Source organism: Ruegeria sp. CDSA021 (genome assembly GCF_059612325.1).
Genome location: NZ_JBXWQJ010000002.1, coordinates 184,475 through 205,785, shown reverse-complemented (window position 1 = coordinate 205,785; position 21,311 = coordinate 184,475). Strand labels below are relative to the sequence as shown.

Here is a 21,311-nt window from a genome sequence, read left to right as displayed (position 1 = left end):
TGCGGCAAGCCCTATTCCAGATCAATCAGATACTGCGGCTCCAGCACAATTACCGTCGGTCGATCTGGGAGATCCCTCAGAGAGACGGTGATCTTTGACACCCCGTTACGTTCAACTGGAAATGTATCCCGAATATCGACCAGAAACCTGTCCAGCGAGAACCCCGAAAACCAGTGCATCGGAATGATCATCGAACTCTTCAACCGCTTCAAGACCGAGATCATGTCCGGCAAGGGCATTGTCGTCCCGCCATCAACCGCGGCCATAACCACATCCAACCGCCCCAGCGCAGCAAACTGTTCGTCTGACGGCACATGATGCAGATGACCCAGATGACCGATACATAGCCCCTCGACCTCGAACACAAAGATCGAATTCCCGCGCTCTTCGACACCGCCATAGGCTGAACGAATATCGGTCGAAACATTGCGCACCAGCAACTCCCCTAGATCAAGGTGATGCTCAATGCCCTGCCCGAACTCGCCCCATCCCGGCAGAACATGCGGGATCGCCGGGTCGGGATGGGCCGTCCAATGGGTAGAGTGGGCATGGTTCATCGTCACAACGTCGGGGATAAGGTCAGCGCTGCCGATGAACCCGGTGAAGTCGGTCACGGCATTCAGCCCACCCCGCGTCTGAATCAGAAAAGACGCGTGTGCGATATAACTGATCCGCACCGAAAATTCCGGCACCGGGTCTTGCCAGGCAGCTTTGTGAAGGTACTCAATCCCCGGCGCGGCATCTGCGATCGCAATACAATGGCTGGGCCGCCGATCCTGCGCCGCGGCCCCGCCCGAAATCACCATCAATGCCGCAACCAACCAGCGCATACGTCAAGTGTAGCGCAGAACGCGCCCAAGTCATGCCCCTTGTTCATCTGGCCTAAAATACTTCGGGGAAGGCGCGGCTTGCCGCAAACGGGGGCAGAGCCCCCTACCCAGCGTCGGTTTTCCCGCGCCGGTCGGACCGCAGGCTGGCATACAGAACATGCGTCCGCCACCGCCCGTTGATCTGGAGGTAAGACTGCGCAACGCCTTCATATTTAAAGCCCGAGCTTTCCAGCAGCCCGCGCGACGCCTGGTTTTCGGGCAGGCACGCGGCTTCAATCCGGCTCAGATCCAGACGGGTAAAGGCGTGATGCACCATGGCCCCGATCGCCTCGCGCATGTATCCCTGACGGGCAAAAGACTGGCCGGTCCAGTACCCTAGGGTACCGGCCTGCGCGGGCCCACGCCGTATATTGTCCAGCGTTATGGCCCCAACCAAGACATCGTCTTCCCGGCGAAACAGAAATAGCGGTATGGCCGTCCCGCTTGCGACCGAGCGCTGCGCCCAATAGACCCGGTTGGTAAAGGATTTGCGGCTTAGATGGTCGTTTGCCCAGATCGGCTCCCACGGTGTCAAATAACCCTGGGACGCCCGTCGCATCGCCGCCCAGCCATTGAAATCGGAATGGGCAGGCGGGCGCATACTCAGCCGCGCGGTTTCGAGTTTCAGCTTGCGTCTGCCCAACAGCATCACGCCGCCCGCCTCTCCTGCAGTTCAGCCAGTGTCGGCGCGCCTGAAACCGGACCATACAGCGCCAGTGCCGCCGGGGCTTGCAGGGCCATGGTCTCCGCGAAGGCGCGCACATCCTCGGTACCAACCGCATCGATCTTGGCAACGGTATCCTCAAGCGAAGGCACCCTGCCCCAGATCTGCACCAGCCGTGCCAGACGCTCCGCGCGGTTCGACGGGCTTTCGAGCCCCATCAGCATCCCGGCCTTCATCTGGGCGCGGGCACGAGCCACCTCTTCCGGGCTCATGTCTTCAGCGGCGCGTTTCATCTCATCGATGGTGATCGCTGCCAACTCACCCACCTGATCCGCCGAAGTTCCGGCATAGATCGTGGTGGTTCCGGTATCAGCGTAAGCACCAGCCTGAGCAAAGATCGTGTAACACAGCCCACGCGTCTCGCGCACTTCCTGAAATAGACGCGAAGACATGCCACCACCCAGAGCAGTCGAATAAATCTGTGCTGTGTAGATAGCATCGTCGCGGTAACCCGGGCTTTCCAGCGCCAGTGCGAAATGAGCCTGTTCCAGCTCTTTCTCCTGCCGCGCCTCGCCGCCAGTGAAACGGGCCATTTCGGGGATCAGACCTTTGCGCGGCTGCAAATGGCCAAACATCTCTTCAGCCACTTTCATCAGCTGATCATGATCAACGGCGCCAGCCGCCGACAGAATCATCTGTTCCGGCCCATAGTGCTGGGCCACGAAGCCCGACAGATCCTCGCGTGAAAACGCGCTGACCCGTTCGGTCGGGCCCAGAATGGTGCGGCCCAAAGGTTGATCGTGATAACTCTGCTCTTGCAGCCAATCAAAGATCACGTCATCGGGCGTGTCATATGCCTGACCGATTTCCTGCAGGATCACGCCACGCTCGACCTCGATCTCGCGCGGATCAAAAACCGGGTTGAGAACGATGTCACCGATCACGTCCATCGCCAACGCCACGTCGTCCTTGAGAACGCGCGCGTAATAGGCCGTTACCTCGCGCGAAGTATAGGCGTTGATATAGCCCCCCACATCCTCGATCGCTTCGGCGATCTGCAGCGCCGAACGTCGCCCGGTTCCCTTGAACGCCATATGTTCAAGGAAGTGCGCAATACCGTTCTGTTCGATGCGCTCATGCCGCCCACCTGCGGTCACCCAGATGCCGATGGCTGCCGATTGCAGCCCCGGCATATGTTCACTGACGATACGAAAGCCGTTCTTCAGTTGGTCTTGTCTGACAGTCACTCAGCGATATGCCTTCTGATATGATCCTCAAGTGCACCCAGATCATTGGCAATGCGGGTCACCCGTTCCGGACGTTCATACAGATCAGACATGCGGGATGGAAGAGGCGGATGTACGTCGCTCGCCTTCTCAACCGCCGCCGGGAACTTGGCGGGGTGCGCAGTTGCCAGCGTGATCATCGGAATGTCGGCGGCACGCTGGTCTTCTGCTACTTTGATGCCAATCGCGGTATGCGGGCAGACCAGTTCCGCGCTAAGAGCCAGCGTAGATTTGATGGTGGCAAGCGTTTCGTCTTCGGATACACGCCCCGAGTCAAAAATCTCACCCAGCGCTTCCATCGCGCCCTGGCTGACATTGAAACCGCCGTTCTTGAGCTCATCCATCAACTGCGCCACGGCCCCGCCATCCTCGCCATAAGCATAATACAGCGCCCGTTCAAAGTTCGAGCTGACCTGAATATCCATCGACGGGCTAATCGACGGGATGGTGTCGCCCTTGAAATACCCCTCGCCCGACAGGCAGCGGTGCAGGATGTCGTTCTGATTGGTCGCCACGACCAGCCGATCGATCGGCAGGCCCATGCGCTTGGCTAAATACCCTGCGAAGATGTCACCAAAATTGCCGGTCGGCACCGTGAAGCTAACCTTACGATGCGGTGCACCGAGGCTGACGGCGGCCGTAAAGTAATAGACAATCTGCGCCAGAACCCGCGCGAAGTTTATCGAGTTTACCCCCGCCAGTTTCACGCTGTCGCGAAACTCGAAATCATTGAACATGTCCTTCAGCGCCGCCTGACAATCGTCGAAATCTCCGTCCACTGCCAACGCGTGCACGTTGCTGTCCGCAGGTGTTGTCATCTGACGGCGCTGCACCTCGGAGACACGGCCATGGGGAAACAGGATGAACACATCCACTGCATCCAGCCCCCGGAAGGCCTCGATGGCTGCCGATCCGGTATCGCCACTGGTCGCACCCACGATGGTCACGCGGTCGCCACGGCGTTTCAGGGCCACCTGGAACAGCTGACCGATCAGTTGCATGGCGAAATCCTTGAAGGCCAACGTGGGGCCGTGGAACAACTCCAGCAGGAAATGGTTTTCGTTCAGTTGCTTTAGCGGCGCGCGGGCGTCATGGCCGAAGCCTTCATAGGCGCGGGCGATGATGGCCTTGAACTCATCCTCGGCAAAGGACTCGCTGACATAAGGCCACATCACGCGGAACGCGATCTCTTCGTACGGCAAACCTGCCAAGGCTGCGATCTCGTCCTGCGACATCACTGGAATCTCGGCAGGCAGATACAAGCCGCCGTCGCGGGCCAATCCAGTCAGCATCGCCTCTTCAAAAGTCAGTTCGGGCGCCTGCCCACGGGTCGAGATGTATTTCATGTCGCGTCACTCTCAGAATTGGCGCGGCTGCGCCACAGGAAGTATCCGGTCATCGCGGCCCAGACCAGAGCCAGACCAAACCAGGTGATTGCATATTGCAGATGATCGTTGGGGATGCCCACCGTATCAACCGGCAAGGGCGTCACGTTCGGGTCGGTCTCGGACCGGGCGATCAACAGCACCGGTTCGGCGTCCAAAGCGGCGGCCAAATTGGGCACGTCGCGGGCAAACCAGATATTGGCTTCTATATCAGCTTCGGGCGTATAGCTGTCGATTTCATCCGGCCAGTGTAGATTGCCGGTGATCTCCATCGGACCAGTCAGGCGATCCGCCTGTTTGGCGGTTGTCGGAACAAAGCCCCGATCCACTAAAATAGTCCGGTCCCTGGTGCTGAAAGACTGAATGATCCGATACCCTGCCCCGACGTGCTTGACCGAGACGAGAACATGAATTTCGCCTGGCTCCAGCTCGCCCGAAACGGTCACCGGAAGGTATTTGTCTGCGCCCTCTGAGACCTGGGGCGGCAAGGCGACGGGATCGGCCGAAATTCGGCTTTCGATTTCGGTCAGCACGTTCTGTTTCCACGCCAAACGCTGCACCTGCCAGATACCCAGCCACAGCAGCACCCCCAGACCAGCAAGGCCGAAGATCGGCAGGAACAGAATGCGGCGCATGTCAGGAACAAACCTCGTTGCAGGAACCGGCGTCTTGTTAAGGGGGGCGTGCACCAAATTGCAACCACGCAATTGTATGGGGCGCAATCTTGCGCCCGGAATAGAGAAAAAGCCGCCCCAAAGGGCGGCTTTTGCAATTGGATCACCTGAACGGCGTTACATCAGCGGGGCTTGGCCCCAGATGTAGACGGCGAAGAACAGGAACAGCCAGACAACGTCGACGAAGTGCCAGTACCAGGCGGCCGCCTCGAACCCGACATGTTTCTCGGGCGTGAAATCGCCTTTGAGCGCCCGGATCAGACAGACCGACAGGAAGATGGTCCCGATGATCACATGCGCGCCGTGGAAACCGGTGGCCATGAAAAAGTTCGAATAGAACTGATCGCCGCCGAATTTCCAGCCTTCATGCGCCAGCAGCTCGTAGTATTCAAAACCCTGCAGGAAGGTAAACGCGATACCCAGAGCAATACCAATTGCCAGACCCTGCACCAGCGCCTTGCGGTCATTGCCATGCACCAGCGCGTGGTGTGCCCAGGTGATGGCACAGCCTGACAGCAGCAGGACCAGAGTGTTGATCAGCGGCAAGTGGAACGGGTCAACCGCGTGGATATCTGGCTGGATGTATTCAGTGCCCGCATAGTCGTACATCGGGTACATGCGATGTTTGAAGAACGACCAGAACCAGGCGAAGAAGAACATCACCTCGGACATCACAAACAGGATGAAACCATAGCGCAAGCCGATGCGGACGACGGGTGTGTGATCGCCCTGGCGGCTTTCAACCACCACTTCGGACCACCATGCGAACATGGTGTATAGCACCGCGACCAGACCGGCCCAGAACATCCACGGCGTAATGCCATGCATCCAAAGGACGGCTCCGAACAGCATCACAAAGCCACCAACGGCTCCGATCAGAGGCCAGATCGACGGGGCCAGAATGTGATAATCGTGGTTTTTAGCGTGTGCCATCAGCGTCCCTCACCTACAGGCGTTAGTTCTTTGTTGTCTCAGCCTGCACGTCAAGGGCGGCGTAGCCCTCCGGCAGGTCAATTTCGTAGAATGTATACGACAGAGTGATCGTATGAACATACTTGGCTTCAAGATCATCGACCATTTCAGGATCGACGAAGAAAGTTACCGGCATCTCTACGCGTTCGCCGGGTTGCAGCACCTGCTCTTCAAAGCAGAAACAGGCAATTTTCTGGAAATACCCACCCGCCGAATAGGGGGCCACGTTGTACGAGGCCTGACCGGCAATCGGGCGGTCCGTCGGGTTATAAGCCTCATAAAAGGCCAAACCGGTCTCACCGACGCGCACTTCCATCTCGCGTACAACCGGCTTGAATTCCCAGGCCATGTCCTTGGCCTTGGAGGCGTCAAACCGTACGGTAATGGTGCGATCCAGAATGTCATCGGGCGCTGCTTCGGCCACACCTGTGGTGCCACCAAACCCTGTCACCCGGCAGAACCAATCGTAAAACGGCACAGAAGCCCAGGCCAGGCTGCCCATCAGAACAACCACACCGACAGTCTGAACAACCGTTTTCTGGGGGCCGGTCAACGCCATCAGTTCTGAATCTCCTGTGTTGCCATACCGAAATCCGTGCCCGACACCTTTACGACCGTCAGCCCGAAAATGATCACGATAAAGGCAGCCAGTGTCAGAGCAACGCCCAGATTGCGGCTGAAACGGCGCTGATGCAGTTCGTGGTTTTTGCTCAGACTCATGACCAGCCTCCCAGCCCATAGGGTTTCAGCAGCGCCTCAGACAGAATGGCGCCGAAATGCAAGAAGAGGTAGAGCAGCGACAATTTGAAAAAGCTGCGCTCGACCTTGAAGTTGTCGGCCTCGGAATCCTCTTCCGTCCGACGCGAGATTTGCCAAGCGCCCCGCAGGAACAGCGCGTTCAATACCAAAGCAACGGTCAGGTAAATTGGTCCACCAATGCCAGAGAACGCGGTTCCCACCGCCAGAATGGCCAGCAAAGCCGTGTAGAAAAGTATGTGTACCCGTGTGGCGCGGCGACCATGCGTGACCGTCAGCATCGGCACGCCCGCATCGTCATAGTCCGAGCGCATGAACAGAGCCAACGCCCAGAAATGCGGTGGGGTCCACATGAAGGTCAGGGCAAACATCAGCCACGGCTCAACTGACATCGACCCGGTTGCGGCGACCCAACCAATGACGGGCGGGAATGCACCTGCAGCACCGCCGATGACGATGTTCTGCGGTGTCGAGCGCTTCAGCCACATCGTATACACAACGACATAGAAGAAGATGGTGAATCCCAGGAACGCGCCTGCAAACCAGTTGGTTGCAAGGCCCAGCATGATCACCGAAAGACCAGACAGCGCCAGACCGATGGCCAACGCCTCGCCCTCTTCTACTTTGCCGGACGGGATCGGGCGGCCCTTGGTGCGTTTCATCACCCGGTCGATATCCGCATCCCACCACATGTTCAAAGCGCCAGAGGCCCCACCGCCGATAGCGATGAACAGGATGGCACAGAAGCCGACAACGGGATGTACGGTAACAGGCGCCGCCAGCAATCCGACCAGCGCCGTGAAAACGACCAGAGACATCACACGCGGCTTCAGCAGGGCGAAGTAATCGCCAAAACTGGCCTCGTCCGCCTGGGCTGTCGCGGTGCTGGCATTGATGCTTGCGTCGGTCATTTTCGGTCCTTCTGGGGCGAAAGCTGCGCGGTTCACCCGCGCAGCCTGCTTTTCATATCAGGTGGGGACTATCCCCGCCTTTAGCTCACTCAGTTCGAAGCGACCTGATAGCTTTGTGGCAGTCCCGCATATTCGTCGATCGCGCCTTGTAGCCACTGGTCATAGGCTTCTTGACTGACCACTTTGACGGTGATCGGCATATAGGCGTGATCTTTGCCACAAAGTTCCGAACACTGGCCGAAATAGATGCCTTCTTTCTCGGCTTCGAACCACAGCTCGGCCAGGCGTCCTGGCACACCGTCCTGCTTCACACCGAAGGACGGGATGGTCCAGGAATGGATCACGTCAGACGCCGTGACTTGCATCACGATGACCTTACCAACCGGAACAACAACGGCGGTATCGGTGGCCAGCAGCCATTCGTCGTCGCTGTAACCCGCGTCGGCCAGCTTGGCACGCATGGCGTCATCCAGAACAAACGGGGTCACGTCCGCATCGGCTGGGCGCGCACCTTCATCCAGGGTCGCAGGGTGGCCCAAAAGATAGCTGTCGAACGCAAAATCGTGATCGACATACTCGTAAGTCCAATACCACTGGTTGCCGACCACCTTGATGACAATGTCGCCTTCAGGAATTTCCTGCTGCTTGAACAGAACCGGCAATGAGAACGCGCCGATGAACACCAGAATCAGGATCGGACCCAGGGTCCAGGCAATTTCGACCGGGGTATAGTGCGAGAACCCCGCCGGGGTCGGGTTTGCGCGCTTGTTGTAACGCACGATGCAGTAAATCAACAATCCGGCAACCAGCAGGCAGACGGCGGTGATGATCACCAGAATCATGCCGTCCAGACGCTGAATTCCTGTGGCAAGGCTGGTGGCTGCTGGCTGAAAACCCATGCCGCCGTCGACCGGCTTGCCAATAATCTCAAGCTCCTGAGCCATGGCGGGAAGGCTGGAGAGGGCTGTCATAAACCCTGAAAGCATCAAAGCATTCTTCATATTCTGTCCTGATCGTTTGATCTTTGCGTCCCTGGCGAAAAGGTGTGAATCGGTCGCACCTCTCCCGTTGTCTTTGGCCGCGTTAAAAACCATATTCCTTCGGGTAGATAAAGCAAAATGCTTGCGTCAAACAGACGCTATTTTTGATCTGGATCAAACCCGAAAGGTCACAACCCATGCCCGACGCCCCATTTCGCCCCTTTGAAAGCGCCCTACCGCATGATGAAGCGCTATCTATTTTGCAATCGGCGACCGCCGGGGCTGAGGACGGAGAACTGTTTGTCGAGCGTCGAAAGTCCGAGTCATTGGTGTTTGATGACGGGCGTCTGCGCACTGCTTCTTATGATGCCTCCGAGGGATTCGGCCTGCGAGCGGTCCAAGGCGAAGTCGCAGGTTACGCACATTCAACGGACGTTTCGATTCCTGCGCTGAAGCGGGCTGCTGAAACCGCGCGTCTGGCCGTTGGGGATGGCGGCGGGACGCTGGCCGAGGCACCCCGGCCCACCAACACGCGCCTCTACACAGACGATGACCCCATCGACTCTGCTGAGTTTCCGGTCAAGATCGAAACCCTGCGCGAGATCGATGCCTTTGCCCGCGATATGGATCCGCGCGTTGTGCAGGTCAGCGCAATGATTTCGGCCGCTGTTCAAGAGGTCGAGATTCTGCGCCCCGATGGCGTGATTGTGCGCGATGTGCGTCCGATGACACGCGTGAATGTTTCTGTGATCGTGGAACAGAACGGACGCCGAGAAAGCGGTTCGGCAGGTGGCGGTGGGCGCGTGGGCCTGAGCGGATTGATTGATCCGGCAGATTGGCAGGCCAAGGCCCGTGAAGCCCTGCGTGTTGCCTTGGTCAATCTGGATGCGGTCCCGGCCCCCGCAGGTGTGATGGAAGTGGCGCTTGGACCCGGCTGGCCCGGTATTCTTCTGCACGAAGCCATCGGCCACGGATTAGAGGGGGATTTCAACCGCAAGGGCAGCTCGGCCTTTGCCGGGCTGATGGGTCAGCAGATCGCCTCAAAAGGTGTAACCGTTGTGGATGACGGCACCATTGCCGATCGTCGCGGCTCGATCACCGTGGATGATGAGGGCACGCCCAGCTCTCGCACAGTGCTGATCGAAGACGGTGTCCTGACTGGCTATATGCAGGACCGCCAGAATGCGCGGCTGATGGGTGTCGCACCCACAGGCAACGGGCGGCGGCAGAGCTATGCGCACAAACCCATGCCACGCATGACCAACACGATCATGCTGGGGGGCGAGTCCGACCCTGCAGCTTTGGTCGCGGATATCAAGGACGGCATCTGGGCGGTGGGTTTCGGCGGCGGTCAGGTGGACATCACCAATGGCAAGTTCGTTTTCTCGTGCACCGAAGCCTACCGGGTCGAAAACGGCAAGATCGGCGCGCCCGTCAAAGGCGCAACGCTGATTGGTGACGGGCCATCCGCTTTGAAACGTATCCGCGGGCTCGGCAACGACATGGCGTTGGATCCTGGTATGGGCACCTGCGGAAAGGATGGGCAATGGGTACCGGTGGGCGTCGGGCAGCCGACCGTCCTGATGGATGGGCTGACTGTTGGCGGCTCGGCGGCCTGAGTCGCAAAAGACTGAAAAACACGGGCACAGGGTTAACCTTGCGCCCGTGCGCCAAACCCGCAAACCGTTGAAAGATGCTTTGCTTCAAAAAAATAGTTTTTGGCTTCTCCATTTCTTTCAATAACTTAATGTAAGTTTGGGTAACAATTTCGGGCAAATACAGATCTAATTTTCCACGATTTACAGGCTGTTAACCCGCCTTCTTGTAAACCAGTTTTGCAACAAGGCGGAGCACCGGATGACCGAAGAGCAGCTTTCTTCCAATCACCCCCCACTCCCACCCACCACGGAAGAGGACCGGTTTTCGTGGCTTCGCCTTTTGCGTTCTCGCAAGATTGGTCCGGCGACGTTTCGCCGACTTCTGCGGGAACATGGCTCGGCGCAGAACGCGCTGGCCGCGCTGCCCGAAATGGCACGCGCCGCCGGAATAGAAGGGTATGAAATCTGCCCCCCCGGCGTGATCGAGGCGGAGCTCAAGGCCGCAAAAGCCGCAAAAGCGCGGCTTTTGCGGCCTTGGGTCCGCTGCTTTCCCATCAGCCTTGAATGATCTGAACGATGCGCCCCCGATACTGTGGGCGATCGGCAACGTTTCCCTGCTGCAACAGCCAGCAATTGCGATGGTCGGTGCGCGAAACTGTTCTTCACTTGGCGCACGAACGGCCCGAGGGTTGGCGACCGATTTAGGTGGCAAGGGACATGTGATCGTGTCTGGCCTGGCCCGTGGAATTGATACGGTAGCACATATGGCAGCCCTGACTTCCGGCACCATCGCTGTCATGGCGGGCGGCGTGGATGTGATCTACCCGGCAGAGAATACAGAACTGGCCCATGACATCGCCTCGGACGGGCTGCGCCTGTCGGAACAGCCGATGGGCGTGACACCTCAGGCCCGGCACTTCCCCCGTCGCAATCGGATCATCTCGGGCCTCGCGCAGGCTGTTGTCGTGGTCGAGGCTGCCGCCAAGTCCGGCAGCCTGATCACGGCACGCGATGCCTTGGATCAGGGGCGCGAGGTTCTGGCCGTTCCCGGTCACCCCTTTGACGCGCGGGCCGCCGGGTGCAATCTTTTGATTCGGGATGGCGCCACCCTGGTTCGGTCCGCTGAGGACGTGATTGAAGCCTTGCCGCCAAAGGACAACCTGTTTTCACGTCAACCTGAGCGGCCACCTACCGCCATCGTGCACCCCACCCAAGACTTACACATTCAAATCCTTGAACGACTTGGCCCCTCACCCATCGCAGAAGACCAGTTGTTGCGCGACATCGCGGCCTCGGCTGGTGAGCTTGGCCCTGCATTGGTCGACCTGGAACTGGAAGGGCGAATCCAGCGGCAGCCTGGGGGTCTATTGTCCCTGGCAGGCTGATTGAACCGCCCACTGGGGTCGCCGCGTCGGCCCGTCTGTCGGCACGGTACCCGTAATAGTGACCTGAAATCACGATGTTTTTCAGCCTGCAAAAGGAACGCATTGACAATTCCCGCTTGCCCCACACATTTTGCACCACCATAGAAGGCGTCAAATTCGTCGAGCGAGGTTTCCCCTTAAATGCCTGTAGTTGTTGTAGAATCTCCGGCCAAAGCTAAAACAATCAATAAATATCTCGGCCCCGACTACACAGTTTTGGCCTCTTACGGCCATGTGCGGGACCTTCCCCCGAAGGATGGATCAGTCGATCCCGAGCATGAATTTTCCATGAAATGGGAAGTCGGCAATGACAGCCGCAAGCATGTCAAAGCCATCGCTGACGCGCTGAAAGAAGACAACGCACTGATCCTCGCCACCGACCCTGACCGCGAAGGCGAGGCGATCAGCTGGCACCTGCAGGAGGCGCTGACCAAACGCCGCTCGATCAAGAAAGATACGCCGGTCAGCCGCGTAACCTTCAATGCCATCACCAAAGAAGCTGTCACTCAGGCGATGCAGAATCCGCGTCAGGTCGACATGCCGCTGGTCGAGGCCTATCTGGCCCGCCGCGCATTGGACTATCTGGTGGGGTTCAACCTGTCGCCCGTTTTGTGGCGCAAGCTGCCCGGTGCGAAATCAGCTGGGCGCGTCCAATCGGTCTGTCTGCGCCTGATCGTCGAACGCGAGATGGAGATCGAAGCGTTCAAGCCAGTCGAATACTGGTCGGTCAAAGCACTGTTCGAGACTCCACGAGGTCAAACCTATGAGGCGAGACTGGTCACGCTGGCAGGCAAAAAGCTGGACAAACATGATCTGGCCAATGCGACCCAGGCGGAACTGGCGGTACAGGCCATCACCAGCCGCGCACTCAGCGTCACTTCGGTCGAGGCCAAGCCCGCTGCTCGAAACCCCAGCGCGCCATTCATGACGTCAACCTTGCAGCAGGAAGCAAGCCGCAAGTTCGGAATGGGTGCACGCCACGCGATGCAAGTCGCGCAGCGGCTCTATGAGGCGGGCTACATTACCTACATGCGGACCGACGGCATCGACATGGCGCCTGAGGCCGTGGTGGCAACGCGGGATGCCATCGCGGATCGTTTTGGCGCAGAATATGTTCCGGACAGCCCGCGCATCTACAAGAACAAAGCCAAGAATGCTCAGGAAGCGCACGAGTGTATCCGCCCGACGGATATGTCCCGCGACGCCAAGGCGCTGAAAGTCACGGATGACGATCAGCGCAAGCTTTATGATCTGATCTGGAAGCGTACCATCGCCTGTCAGATGGCCGCCGCCCGTTTGGAACGGACCACCGTCGAGATTGGCAGCGACGACGGTCAGGTCGGCCTGCGCGCCACCGGTCAGGTGGTTCTGTTTGATGGCTTCATGCGCGTTTATGAAGAAGGTCGCGACGATGTGGCCGATGACGACGAAAAGCGCCTGCCGCAGATCATGCAGGGCGATCCGGCGCGTTTTGCCAAGACTTCCCTAAAGGATCAGTTCGCCAAGGCGACCAGCGACAGCGGTGACAGGGTCGCGAAAGAGGCAGTCCTGTCCGAGAACGAATCCGTTCTGGCCCTTCAACACCACACTCAACCGCCCCCGCGCTATACCGAAGCGACGCTGGTCAAGCGGATGGAAGAGCTTGGGATCGGACGGCCTTCGACCTATGCCTCGATCGTAACGACGATTCAGGACCGGGAATATGTACGCAAGGACAAGAACCGGCTGATCCCCGAGGAAAAGGGGCGGATCGTTACGATTTTCCTGCTGAATTTCTTCCGGCAATATGTCGGTTACGAATTCACCGCCAATCTGGAAGAAGAGCTGGATGACGTCAGCGCCGGGGACCGTGACTACAAGGACCTGTTGGGCAAATTCTGGCGCGATTTTTCGGCTGCAATTGGTGAGACGTCCGAGCTGCGTATTTCCGAAGTGCTGGACAAGCTGGACGAAGCACTGGCGCCGCAGTTGTATCCGCCACGCGAGGATGGATCGGATCCGAGGATTTGCCCGAAATGCGGCAACGGCCAGCTGCACCTGAAGACCTCGCGCACCGGCGGTTTCGTCGGTTGCGGCAATTACCCCGAATGCACCTATACCCGCCCCATCGCAGGTGAAGGTGCCGAAGGTGAAGAACGCTTGCTGGGTGAAGATGCAGGTGATGAGATCTGGCTGAAATCCGGTCGTTTCGGTCCTTACGTTCAGCGCGGCGAACCCACGCCCGAGAACAAGAAACCTCCACGCGCCTCTTTGCCACGTGGGTGGAGCAAGGATGACATGGATCTGGACAAGGCGCTGACGCTGCTGTCCCTGCCCCGCCAAATCGGCGAACACCCAGAGGGTGGCATGATCAGCTCGAATTTCGGGCGGTTCGGGCCATACCTGATGCATCAGCTACCAGAAGACGCGAAGCCGGTTTACGCTAATCTCAAGGATCCCAACGATGTGTTTGAGATCGGCATGAACCGCGCAGTCGAGATGCTGGCCGAAAAGCGTGCCAATCCGGGTCGCGGGCGGCGGGCGGCGGCGAAACCGCTGAAAGAATTGGGCGAGCATCCCGATGGCGGAACTATGCAGGTTCTGGACGGCCGCTATGGGCCTTATGTGAAGTGGGAAAAGGTCAACGCGACCATCCCCAAGGACATCAAGCCCGAAGACGTAACCCAGGAAATGGCCATCGAACTGGTGAATGAACGTGCCTCCAAGAAGGGCACCAAGAAAAAGGCCGCCCCTAAGAAGAAGGCAGCAGCCAAGAAGGCGGCGGAGTAGGTAGAAATACCAACACCCCCTTGGTTTCATTGACTTCCCAATAACGTGGCGGCACAACCTGCCCATCACCATGTCATTGGGGGAGTTTTCCATGAAAAAAATCTATGCCAATGCCACCGAAGCGCTCGATGGGGTGCTGACGGATGGTATGTTGATCGCCGCGGGCGGCTTTGGCCTGTGTGGCATTCCGGAACTGTTGCTTGAAGCTATAAAAGAGTCGGGCGTCAAAGACCTGAGCTTTGCATCGAACAATGCCGGTGTGGACGATTTCGGTATCGGCATCTTGCTGCAGACGAAGCAAGTCAAAAAGATGATCAGTTCGTATGTCGGCGAAAACGCTGAATTCATGCGCCAGTATCTGAGCGGTGAGTTGGAGCTGGAATTCAACCCGCAAGGAACACTGGCCGAGAGGATGCGCGCGGGTGGTGCCGGCATTCCCGGCTTCTATACCAAAACCGGTGTTGGCACCGTGATCGCCGATGGCAAGGAACATAAGGACTTCAACGGCGAGACCTACATCCTTGAAGAAGGCATCTTTGCCGATCTGGCCATCGTCAAGGCGTGGAAAGCCGACGACACAGGAAACCTCGTATTCCGCAAGACCGCCCGGAATTTCAACGTCCCTGCGGCGACCTGCGGCAAGATCTGCGTGGCAGAAGTGGAAGAGATCGTTCCGCGCGGCTCGCTCGACCCTGACTCGATTCATCTGCCCGGCATCTATGTGAATCGCATCGTTCAGGGCAGCCATGAAAAGCGCATAGAACAGCGCACCACCCGCAAGAAGGAGGAAGCATAATGCCCTGGGACCGCAATCAGATGGCCGCGCGCGCGGCAGAGGAACTGGAAGACGGCATGTATGTGAACCTCGGCATCGGTATTCCGACGCTGGTGGCCAACTATGTGGGTGACAAGGACATCACCCTGCAATCCGAGAACGGTATGCTGGGCATGGGCCCCTTCCCGTTCGAAGGCGAAGAAGACCCGGACCTGATCAATGCGGGCAAGCAGACGATCACCGAACTGTCCCGCACGGCATATTTCGACAGCGCCACATCTTTTGCCATGATCCGCGGCGGCAAAATCGCAGCAGCGATTCTGGGCGCAATGGAAGTGGATGAGAAAGGCGACCTGGCCAACTGGATGATTCCCGGCAAGCTGGTGAAAGGTATGGGCGGTGCAATGGATCTGGTCGCTGGTGTTGGCCGGGTGATCGTTGTGATGGATCACACCAACAAGCACGGCGACAGCAAGGTCCTCAAGGAATGCACCCTGCCACTGACCGGCAAAGGCGTGGTCGATCGCATCATCACCAATCTGGGTGTGCTGGATGTGGTCGAAGGTGGCCTGAAGATCGTCGAACTGGCTGATGGGGTCAGCGAAGACGAGATGCGCGCGGCTACACAAGCGACACTCGTTTCCTAAAAGAACTAAGGCCCGCCGGATCAAGGCGGGCCTTAGTCAGTTTGAGGTCTGGAACACGCAACCGTCAGAAATCAGATCGGGCGGCGTGGCACACAAGGCCTTTGCGATCTGGAATGCGGCCAGAACTTTGGGCACATAATCCCGTGTTTCTGAGTAGGGTGGAACGCCGCTGTGCTTGCGCACGGAACCTTCACCCGCGTTGTATCCGGCCAATACCAGAATCGGATCATTCCCGAATTCTTCCATCAGCCAGTTAAGATATTTCACACCCCCGGCTATGTTCTGAGCTGGCTGAAGGCTGTCTTTCACACCGAAACGAGCTGCCGTGGCGGGCATGAGCTGCATAAGCCCCTGTGCGCCCGCAGAACTGATCGCATCCACCCGCCCTGCGGACTCGACCGAGATCACCGCCAGGACAAGGGCTGGCGAGACATTCGTTCCAACAGTTGAACGCAGGATCTCTTTGCCTTGCTGCTGCGCAATGTTCTGAAGCGTTTGCAGGCGCGGAGACCGCACGCTGGTAGCAGCAAGGGCAGAAATAGCCGCATCAAGACGCCCGGCCCCGCCCTGACCGATTTCGGGCGAGATCCTGTCCCAGAACGCCTTGTACGACCCTTTGGGATCACGCTTGGCTTGTGTCTCTGGTTGAACGGGTTGGGCAACTTCTGTCCGTGCGACGACATCCGGCACAGATATCTCTGCCCCTGTGCTGGGTGCTGAAGGGCGTGTCGCATGTTCTTCTGCAGTGATTTGCACCGTCACCCGGGGACGATCGCCGGGTTTGGGGGCCTTGATCCTTTTGTACACGCCGCGGGGTTCAGCCTCGGTCGCGCCAACCGATGGGGCACCCGATAGAAGAAACGCCAGTACACCGGCGCAATGAAGTGCGGTCCGGAGAGTCATTTGCCTGCCTCATGTTTTCTTTTTAGGCGATTTGAACTCCGAATCTTCGCGCAAAGCCAGAAAAACAAAGCGAAATGGGGCAATTTCGCCTCATTTGACGCAATTTTGCATCGCAAAAGGATGAGTGAATCAGCTTAGAGAGAAATTTTTTCATTTTATTTCAAGATGTTACAAATTTCATAACCAAAAAGTTAAGTTGCACGAAAAAAAATCTGCGTTTGGCCCAATTCCTGCCACGCCTAACAGGCAAACATAGTCCCATACCGAGACGATCGGGAGCGGACTGAGAGAGAAAGCTCTGGAAGACGCCGAGGTTCATTAAACTTTTTTAGATCCTTTAGGAGGGACGTAACATGATCAAGTTCATCAAGAACTTCCGCAAAGACGAAGACGGCGCAGTAACAGTTGACTGGGTTGTTCTGACCGCAGCAGTCATCGGCTTGGCAGCCGTTGCATACCAGCAGATTTCGGCTGGCGCGACTGGCCTGGCAACCGATGTGAACACCGCGCTGAACGCAGCGTCGCTGAGCACCGGCAGCAACACCGCAACAGGTGGTATCACTGCTGCAGGCTCCAACTAAGCTTCTGCTTTAATAAGAATTCGAGACCGCGCCTTCTTGGCGCGGTCTTTTTTTTGCGATGCATGACCACCCACTTGAAGTCAAAAGACTTGAGCTAGAACCAGCACGAATAGCTGGGCGCTTATCCCAAAAAGCCGCGATCCCGCATCTGTGTCTCTGCACAAAATTGCTGTCAAAAAGCGCGAAGCCCTCAACCATTCCAACAAAATCAATTTTTGGCCCGATTTCCGCCATTCGAGCGAACCAGTTATGGGTGACGCTACGGAAAACACATACGTAATAGATTGGAGAGAAAGTCATGCTCAGGTTCCTTAATCGGTTTAAGTCCGACGAAGCGGGAGCGGTGACAGTTGACTGGGTGGTATTAACCGCTGTGGTCATAGGATTGTCGGGTGCGACCTTCCTCGTCATCAGCTCAAGCGTTGACGGCATGGGCGGCAACATCAATGAGGCCATGAGTAGTTCTGTAGTCAGCACCGGCTCAAACAGCGCAGCCGGTGGCCTTGTCACAGAGGGAACCAACTAAAGCTCAGCAGGCTTACGTATTGGCCCGTTTTTCCCGACATGGTGCCGAGCTGGCTGAACAAAAAACGCTGCACCCCTCAACGGAGCAGCGTTTTTTTGACGTCTGCATTCCGGTGGAAAGCAGACAAATGGACGACATTTCTGAGCCAAATTGTGCTGAAGATAACGCGAAATCTGATAATCAGACATATTTGTCCCACATTTCGACACAATTTATGGCTAGGCATTAGGCTGTTTCAAAGCGACCTCTTGGCCGCTAAGAATTCGACCAAACAATAGAAGAGGTACTCGCATGCGAGCGGTATTCGGACTTGTCCTGATTGTCGGCGTTGCTCTGGCCGGGGGTGCTGTGTATATGGCACGCAACTATATTTCGGCCTACCAGAACGAGCTGGCCCGTCAGAGACTCGCCGCAGAAGAGGCGCTGGCCAATGCCCAGGTCGAAGTCATCCCCACGGTAACAGTTTATGTCTCGAATCGCCTGCTGAAATACGGTGAGCGTCTCACTGAAGAGGACATCCGCGCCGTGGACTGGCCGGAAAACGCGATTCCTGAGGGAACCTTTTCCGAGATCGCAGCACTGTTCCCGGAAAGCGGCCCCAATGAGCGTTTTGTTCTCAGGACAATGGAAAAAGACGAAGCGATCATGGGCGTCAAGATCACCGAACCCGGTGAAAAGGCTGGCCTGACGTCGCGCCTTGAAAAAGGAATGCGCGCCTTTGCGATCAGTGTTGACGTCGCTTCGGGCGTGTCGGGCTTTTTGCGGCCGGGTGACAATGTTGACATCTATTGGACCGGCACCAGCGGCACTGTGGAAGGCAACGGCAACGGCGGCATCACCCGTTTGATCGAAACCAGCGTTCAGCTCATTGCCGTCGACCAGACAGCCGGTTCCGACGTTGCCAACACAACCATTGCACGGACGGTTACGGTTGCAGTTACACCGGAACAGGTTGCGGCACTGGCGCAAGCTCAGAATTCCGGACGACTGTCCCTGGCACTGGTGGGTGTCGCAGATGAATCCGTTGCATCCACGATTGAAGTCGACCAGCGCAAGCTGCTTGGCATTCAAGACGCAGCCCCGGAGCCAGAGAAACAAGTCGAGCAAGTTTGCACGACCCGCATCAGACGTGGCGGCGAGATCGTAAATGTGCCCATTCCCTGCACAAACTAACGCCAATTCAGAACCTTACAAGATCAGAGCCGCGCCGTGTGCGCGGCTCTTTTCTTTGTGAATGTTGCCATTTCTCCACATAAGGAAAATTCCGGAAACCATTGATTATTGCAATAAATTCGGATTTCGCGCAGTCTCCTTCCCCATAGGGCATAAGACCCAAAAAACGAGGCGTGATCGGAGAGGCAGGTCACATGACATTACGTTCCTGGATCAGCGCAACCCTGCTGGGGTTGACGCTTGTAGCAAGTCCTGTCGGAGATTCCGCCTGGGCTGAAACTTTGCGTGTGGTGAAGAAGGGCACGGTGGAAACACTTGATGTCCCGATGAATCGCGCGATCGTCGTTGAAAGCGAGCAACCCTTTGCAGAGCTCAGCATTGCCAACGCGGGCATTGCAGATATCTCATCCCTGTCGGACCGGACCATTTACGTTCTGGGTAAGGCCCCGGGCCTGACGACACTGACCCTGTTTGACGGGGCCGGCAACCTGTTGGCCAACGTCCGGGTGCGAGTCTCGCCCGATGTTTCAGAATTCAAGGAACGTCTGCGTCAGATTCTTCCCGATGAACCAATCGAAGTTCGAACCGCCAATGATGGCATCGTGTTGTCTGGAACGATTTCAAGCGCGGCCAAGCTGGCACGCGCGCTGGAATTGGCTGAACGCTATGCTCCTGAGCGCGTTTCGAATCTGATGTCGGTCGGTGGCGTTCAGCAGGTCATGCTGAAAGTACGCTTTGCGGAAATGAACCGCTCCGTCGCCAAAAGCCTGACAGCATCGCTTGGTTTCAGCGGTGGAGACGTAACTGGTGGTTTCAACTCGCTCAACAACCAGTTTTCACTTAACAACGCTCTCGCAAACAACATCCCGGCCGTGCAAACAAACACTGGAGCGATTCTGTTCGGGTTTGGCGCTGGTTCGACGCAAGTTCGCTTGTTGCTGGAAGCGCTTGAAAGCAAAGGTCTGGCCCGCAGCTTGGCTGAACCCAATCTGTCGGCCCTATCTGGGCAGGAAGCAACGTTTTTGGCGGGTGGCGAGGTTCCGATTCCCGTACCGCAGGATGACGGTGTCGTAGCCATCGAGTACAAGGCGTTCGGTGTCGAGATAGATTTCATCCCTCGCGTTGTAGATGGCGACCTGATCAACCTTGAAATGGGAACAGCAGTTTCAAGTATTGATCAAAGCTCAGATTTTACAATCAACGGCGATTCCGTTCCCAGCTTCATCACCCGTCGAACCACGACCACGATCGAGTTGCGCGATGGTGAAAGCTTTGCCATTGCAGGGCTCATTCAAGATGATTTTGCGGATCTGAGCAATCAGGTGCCGTGGCTAGGCGACGTACCGGTTCTGGGTGCTTTGTTCCGCAGTTCCAACTATCAGCGGCAGCAGAGCGAACTTGTGATTATCATCACTGCGCACCTGGTTACGCCGACACGTGGAGAGGCACTTGCCCTTCCGACCGACCGAGTCAAACCGCCCAGCGAATTTGACCTGTTCGTCAATGGCAGGGTAGCGCGGACGCAGCGTGCTGGCGCCGGAGGGGCATCAGAAGTTGCACGGCAAGACTTCGGCAGTTCCTACGGCTATGTCCTAGATTGATCAGGAGGATCGGACCAATGCAAAAGTGGATCATCACACTGGGTCTTACGGTCGCTGTCGCCGCATGTACGCGCGAGGCCGGATACGAGATCGATGCTGGAACATTCGGCAACGCAACATTGAACAACATCCAGGTACAGAACGGTGAACTGACATATGCTCAGATTCTCGGCCGCCGCTTTGCCGCGGATGTGCCAAGCCAGGTCAACTTTGCGTTCAATAGTTCGCAACTGGACGCATCGGCCCAACGTGTTCTGTTGCAACAAGCCGACTGGATCAAACAGTTCCCCGAAGCGCGATTCCGTGTTTACGGGCATACGGATGCAGTGGGATCGACCAGCTACAACAAAAGCCTGGGTATGCGCCGCGCGCAGGCAGTTGTGGCTTTCCTTGAACGGCAGGGTATCTCACGTTCACGCCTTGAAGCAGTCGTGTCCTTTGGCAAAACACAACCGTTGATCGCAACACCGAACCGGGACCGCCGCAATCGCAGAACGGTAACTGAAGTTTCCGGTTTCGTTGACCGCAACCCGCAATTGCTGGACGGTAAATACGCGGAAGTAATTTACCGCGAATATGTCGAAAGCGCGACTTGGAAAAGTACGATTGAACAGGTTACAGCGACAGAGGGCGCTGACGCGGGTCAATAATACGCACGAAATGGGCGACATCGTCGCCCATTTCCCTACAATTGGTTCTTTTGCGCCCAATTCTCGCCCAACTTCAAAGCGATTTTGTGAACAATAGGGTGACCTGCGGCCAAATTTGACCGTATCGGGGCGACAGCACATCAAACTGGCGGATTTCGTTCATATGA

General features: G+C 57.3%; 20 protein-coding genes and 1 pseudogene. 10 read left to right on the top strand and 11 right to left on the bottom strand.

Features of this window, described 5'->3' with window-relative positions:
• Positions 1-11 precede the first annotated feature (11 nt).
• The 10 genes from AC2FLD_RS03210 to coxB all read right to left on the bottom strand — a co-directional run bounded on the left by AC2FLD_RS03210 (position 12) and on the right by coxB (position 8,518).
• Positions 12-830, bottom strand: a complete 819-nt coding sequence (locus AC2FLD_RS03210; RefSeq protein ID WP_496667512.1) for an MBL fold metallo-hydrolase — start codon at positions 828-830, stop codon at positions 12-14.
• A gap of 103 nt (positions 831-933) precedes the next feature.
• Positions 934-1,518, bottom strand: coding sequence for a GNAT family N-acetyltransferase (locus tag AC2FLD_RS03205; RefSeq protein WP_496667513.1), 585 nt, complete (start codon positions 1,516-1,518; stop codon positions 934-936).
• Positions 1,518-2,780 carry a M16 family metallopeptidase gene (locus AC2FLD_RS03200; RefSeq protein WP_496667514.1) on the bottom strand — a complete coding sequence of 421 codons (1,263 nt, stop codon included), beginning with the start codon at positions 2,778-2,780 and terminating at the stop codon, positions 1,518-1,520. Before AC2FLD_RS03200 ends, AC2FLD_RS03205 begins: the two co-directional genes overlap by 1 nt.
• Entirely contained in the window at positions 2,777-4,165 is a 1,389-nt protein-coding gene (thrC, locus tag AC2FLD_RS03195; RefSeq protein WP_496667515.1) for a threonine synthase, read from the bottom strand. The genes AC2FLD_RS03200 and thrC overlap by 4 nt, the downstream gene beginning before the upstream one ends.
• Positions 4,162-4,839, bottom strand: coding sequence for an SURF1 family protein (locus AC2FLD_RS03190; RefSeq protein ID WP_496667516.1), 678 nt, complete (start codon positions 4,837-4,839; stop codon positions 4,162-4,164). The genes thrC and AC2FLD_RS03190 overlap by 4 nt, the downstream gene beginning before the upstream one ends.
• 156 nt (positions 4,840-4,995) lie before the next feature.
• Positions 4,996-5,811, bottom strand: a complete 816-nt coding sequence (locus AC2FLD_RS03185) for a cytochrome c oxidase subunit 3 (RefSeq protein ID WP_496667517.1) — start codon at positions 5,809-5,811, stop codon at positions 4,996-4,998.
• A 22-nt stretch (positions 5,812-5,833) separates the two neighbouring features.
• Positions 5,834-6,409, bottom strand: coding sequence for a cytochrome c oxidase assembly protein (locus AC2FLD_RS03180; protein WP_496667518.1), 576 nt, complete (start codon positions 6,407-6,409; stop codon positions 5,834-5,836).
• On the bottom strand, positions 6,409-6,570 hold the full coding sequence (locus AC2FLD_RS03175; RefSeq protein WP_172677862.1) for a cytochrome c oxidase system small membrane protein: 162 nt from the start codon (positions 6,568-6,570) through the stop codon (positions 6,409-6,411). The genes AC2FLD_RS03180 and AC2FLD_RS03175 overlap by 1 nt, the downstream gene beginning before the upstream one ends.
• Entirely contained in the window at positions 6,567-7,517 is a 951-nt protein-coding gene (gene cyoE, locus AC2FLD_RS03170) for a heme o synthase (RefSeq protein ID WP_496667519.1), read from the bottom strand. Before cyoE ends, AC2FLD_RS03175 begins: the two co-directional genes overlap by 4 nt.
• 89 nt (positions 7,518-7,606) lie before the next feature.
• Positions 7,607-8,518, bottom strand: coding sequence for a cytochrome c oxidase subunit II (coxB, locus tag AC2FLD_RS03165; RefSeq protein ID WP_050603360.1), 912 nt, complete (start codon positions 8,516-8,518; stop codon positions 7,607-7,609).
• A gap of 176 nt (positions 8,519-8,694) precedes the next feature.
• Between coxB and tldD the strand changes: the two genes are divergently transcribed.
• The 5 genes and pseudogenes from tldD (at position 8,695) to AC2FLD_RS03140 (ending at position 15,710) form a co-directional block, all read left to right on the top strand.
• Complete coding sequence (gene tldD, locus AC2FLD_RS03160) at positions 8,695-10,116, top strand: metalloprotease TldD (protein WP_496667520.1); 1,422 nt, start codon at positions 8,695-8,697, stop codon at positions 10,114-10,116.
• Between the two features lie 238 nt (positions 10,117-10,354).
• Positions 10,355-11,480, top strand: a pseudogene (gene dprA / locus AC2FLD_RS03155) (DNA-processing protein DprA).
• 180 nt (positions 11,481-11,660) lie between these two features.
• Complete coding sequence (gene topA, locus AC2FLD_RS03150) at positions 11,661-14,288, top strand: type I DNA topoisomerase (protein ID WP_496667521.1); 2,628 nt, start codon at positions 11,661-11,663, stop codon at positions 14,286-14,288.
• Between the two features lie 91 nt (positions 14,289-14,379).
• Entirely contained in the window at positions 14,380-15,084 is a 705-nt protein-coding gene (locus tag AC2FLD_RS03145; protein ID WP_050603358.1) for a CoA transferase subunit A, read from the top strand.
• Positions 15,084-15,710 carry a 3-oxoacid CoA-transferase subunit B gene (locus tag AC2FLD_RS03140; protein ID WP_050603192.1) on the top strand — a complete coding sequence of 209 codons (627 nt, stop codon included), beginning with the start codon at positions 15,084-15,086 and terminating at the stop codon, positions 15,708-15,710. The genes AC2FLD_RS03145 and AC2FLD_RS03140 overlap by 1 nt, the downstream gene beginning before the upstream one ends.
• Positions 15,711-15,746: 36 nt before the next feature.
• Here the strand turns inward: AC2FLD_RS03140 and AC2FLD_RS03135 are convergent, their stop codons facing one another.
• The gene (locus tag AC2FLD_RS03135; protein ID WP_496667522.1) at positions 15,747-16,613 is read right to left on the bottom strand and encodes a lytic transglycosylase domain-containing protein; all 867 of its coding nucleotides are present in this window, start codon (positions 16,611-16,613) and stop codon (positions 15,747-15,749) included.
• Between the two features lie 353 nt (positions 16,614-16,966).
• Here AC2FLD_RS03135 and AC2FLD_RS03130 point away from each other — a divergent pair, with 353 nt between their 5' ends.
• From AC2FLD_RS03130 to AC2FLD_RS03110, 5 genes are all read left to right on the top strand, one after another.
• Complete coding sequence (locus AC2FLD_RS03130) at positions 16,967-17,194, top strand: Flp family type IVb pilin (RefSeq protein ID WP_496667523.1); 228 nt, start codon at positions 16,967-16,969, stop codon at positions 17,192-17,194.
• Between the two features lie 298 nt (positions 17,195-17,492).
• On the top strand, positions 17,493-17,720 hold the full coding sequence (locus tag AC2FLD_RS03125) for a hypothetical protein (RefSeq protein ID WP_050603189.1): 228 nt from the start codon (positions 17,493-17,495) through the stop codon (positions 17,718-17,720).
• 291 nt (positions 17,721-18,011) lie between these two features.
• Positions 18,012-18,893: a Flp pilus assembly protein CpaB gene (gene cpaB / locus AC2FLD_RS03120; RefSeq protein WP_496667524.1), complete on the top strand. Its 882-nt coding sequence runs from the start codon at positions 18,012-18,014 to the stop codon at positions 18,891-18,893.
• A gap of 194 nt (positions 18,894-19,087) precedes the next feature.
• Positions 19,088-20,494 carry a type II and III secretion system protein family protein gene (locus AC2FLD_RS03115; RefSeq protein ID WP_050603187.1) on the top strand — a complete coding sequence of 469 codons (1,407 nt, stop codon included), beginning with the start codon at positions 19,088-19,090 and terminating at the stop codon, positions 20,492-20,494.
• 17 nt (positions 20,495-20,511) lie between these two features.
• Positions 20,512-21,144 (top strand): OmpA family protein, encoded by a 633-nt coding sequence (locus AC2FLD_RS03110; RefSeq protein ID WP_050603186.1) that lies wholly within the window; start codon positions 20,512-20,514, stop codon positions 21,142-21,144.
• The last annotated feature ends 167 nt before the right edge of the window (positions 21,145-21,311 follow it).

Bases quoted from the DNA above. Each gene is read 5' to 3' on its own strand.
- topA (WP_496667521.1), top strand. From the start codon at position 11,661: ATGCCTGTAGTTGTTGTAGAATCTCCGGCCAAAGCTAAAACAATCAAT.
- cpaB (WP_496667524.1), top strand. From the start codon at position 18,012: ATGCGAGCGGTATTCGGACTTGTCCTGATTGTCGGCGTTGCTCTGGCC.
- AC2FLD_RS03145 (WP_050603358.1), top strand. From the start codon at position 14,380: ATGAAAAAAATCTATGCCAATGCCACCGAAGCGCTCGATGGGGTGCTG.
- AC2FLD_RS03180 (WP_496667518.1), bottom strand. From the start codon at position 6,409: ATGGCGTTGACCGGCCCCCAGAAAACGGTTGTTCAGACTGTCGGTGTG.
- AC2FLD_RS03175 (WP_172677862.1), bottom strand. From the start codon at position 6,570: ATGAGTCTGAGCAAAAACCACGAACTGCATCAGCGCCGTTTCAGCCGC.
- AC2FLD_RS03125 (WP_050603189.1), top strand. From the start codon at position 17,493: ATGCTCAGGTTCCTTAATCGGTTTAAGTCCGACGAAGCGGGAGCGGTG.
- AC2FLD_RS03140 (WP_050603192.1), top strand. From the start codon at position 15,084: ATGCCCTGGGACCGCAATCAGATGGCCGCGCGCGCGGCAGAGGAACTG.
- AC2FLD_RS03190 (WP_496667516.1), bottom strand. From the start codon at position 4,839: ATGCGCCGCATTCTGTTCCTGCCGATCTTCGGCCTTGCTGGTCTGGGG.
- tldD (WP_496667520.1), top strand. From the start codon at position 8,695: ATGCCCGACGCCCCATTTCGCCCCTTTGAAAGCGCCCTACCGCATGAT.
- cyoE (WP_496667519.1), bottom strand. From the start codon at position 7,517: ATGACCGACGCAAGCATCAATGCCAGCACCGCGACAGCCCAGGCGGAC.
- AC2FLD_RS03185 (WP_496667517.1), bottom strand. From the start codon at position 5,811: ATGGCACACGCTAAAAACCACGATTATCACATTCTGGCCCCGTCGATC.
- AC2FLD_RS03135 (WP_496667522.1), bottom strand. From the start codon at position 16,613: ATGACTCTCCGGACCGCACTTCATTGCGCCGGTGTACTGGCGTTTCTT.
- AC2FLD_RS03130 (WP_496667523.1), top strand. From the start codon at position 16,967: ATGATCAAGTTCATCAAGAACTTCCGCAAAGACGAAGACGGCGCAGTA.
- AC2FLD_RS03210 (WP_496667512.1), bottom strand. From the start codon at position 830: ATGCGCTGGTTGGTTGCGGCATTGATGGTGATTTCGGGCGGGGCCGCG.
- AC2FLD_RS03115 (WP_050603187.1), top strand. From the start codon at position 19,088: ATGACATTACGTTCCTGGATCAGCGCAACCCTGCTGGGGTTGACGCTT.
- AC2FLD_RS03110 (WP_050603186.1), top strand. From the start codon at position 20,512: ATGCAAAAGTGGATCATCACACTGGGTCTTACGGTCGCTGTCGCCGCA.
- coxB (WP_050603360.1), bottom strand. From the start codon at position 8,518: ATGAAGAATGCTTTGATGCTTTCAGGGTTTATGACAGCCCTCTCCAGC.
- thrC (WP_496667515.1), bottom strand. From the start codon at position 4,165: ATGAAATACATCTCGACCCGTGGGCAGGCGCCCGAACTGACTTTTGAA.
- AC2FLD_RS03205 (WP_496667513.1), bottom strand. From the start codon at position 1,518: ATGCTGTTGGGCAGACGCAAGCTGAAACTCGAAACCGCGCGGCTGAGT.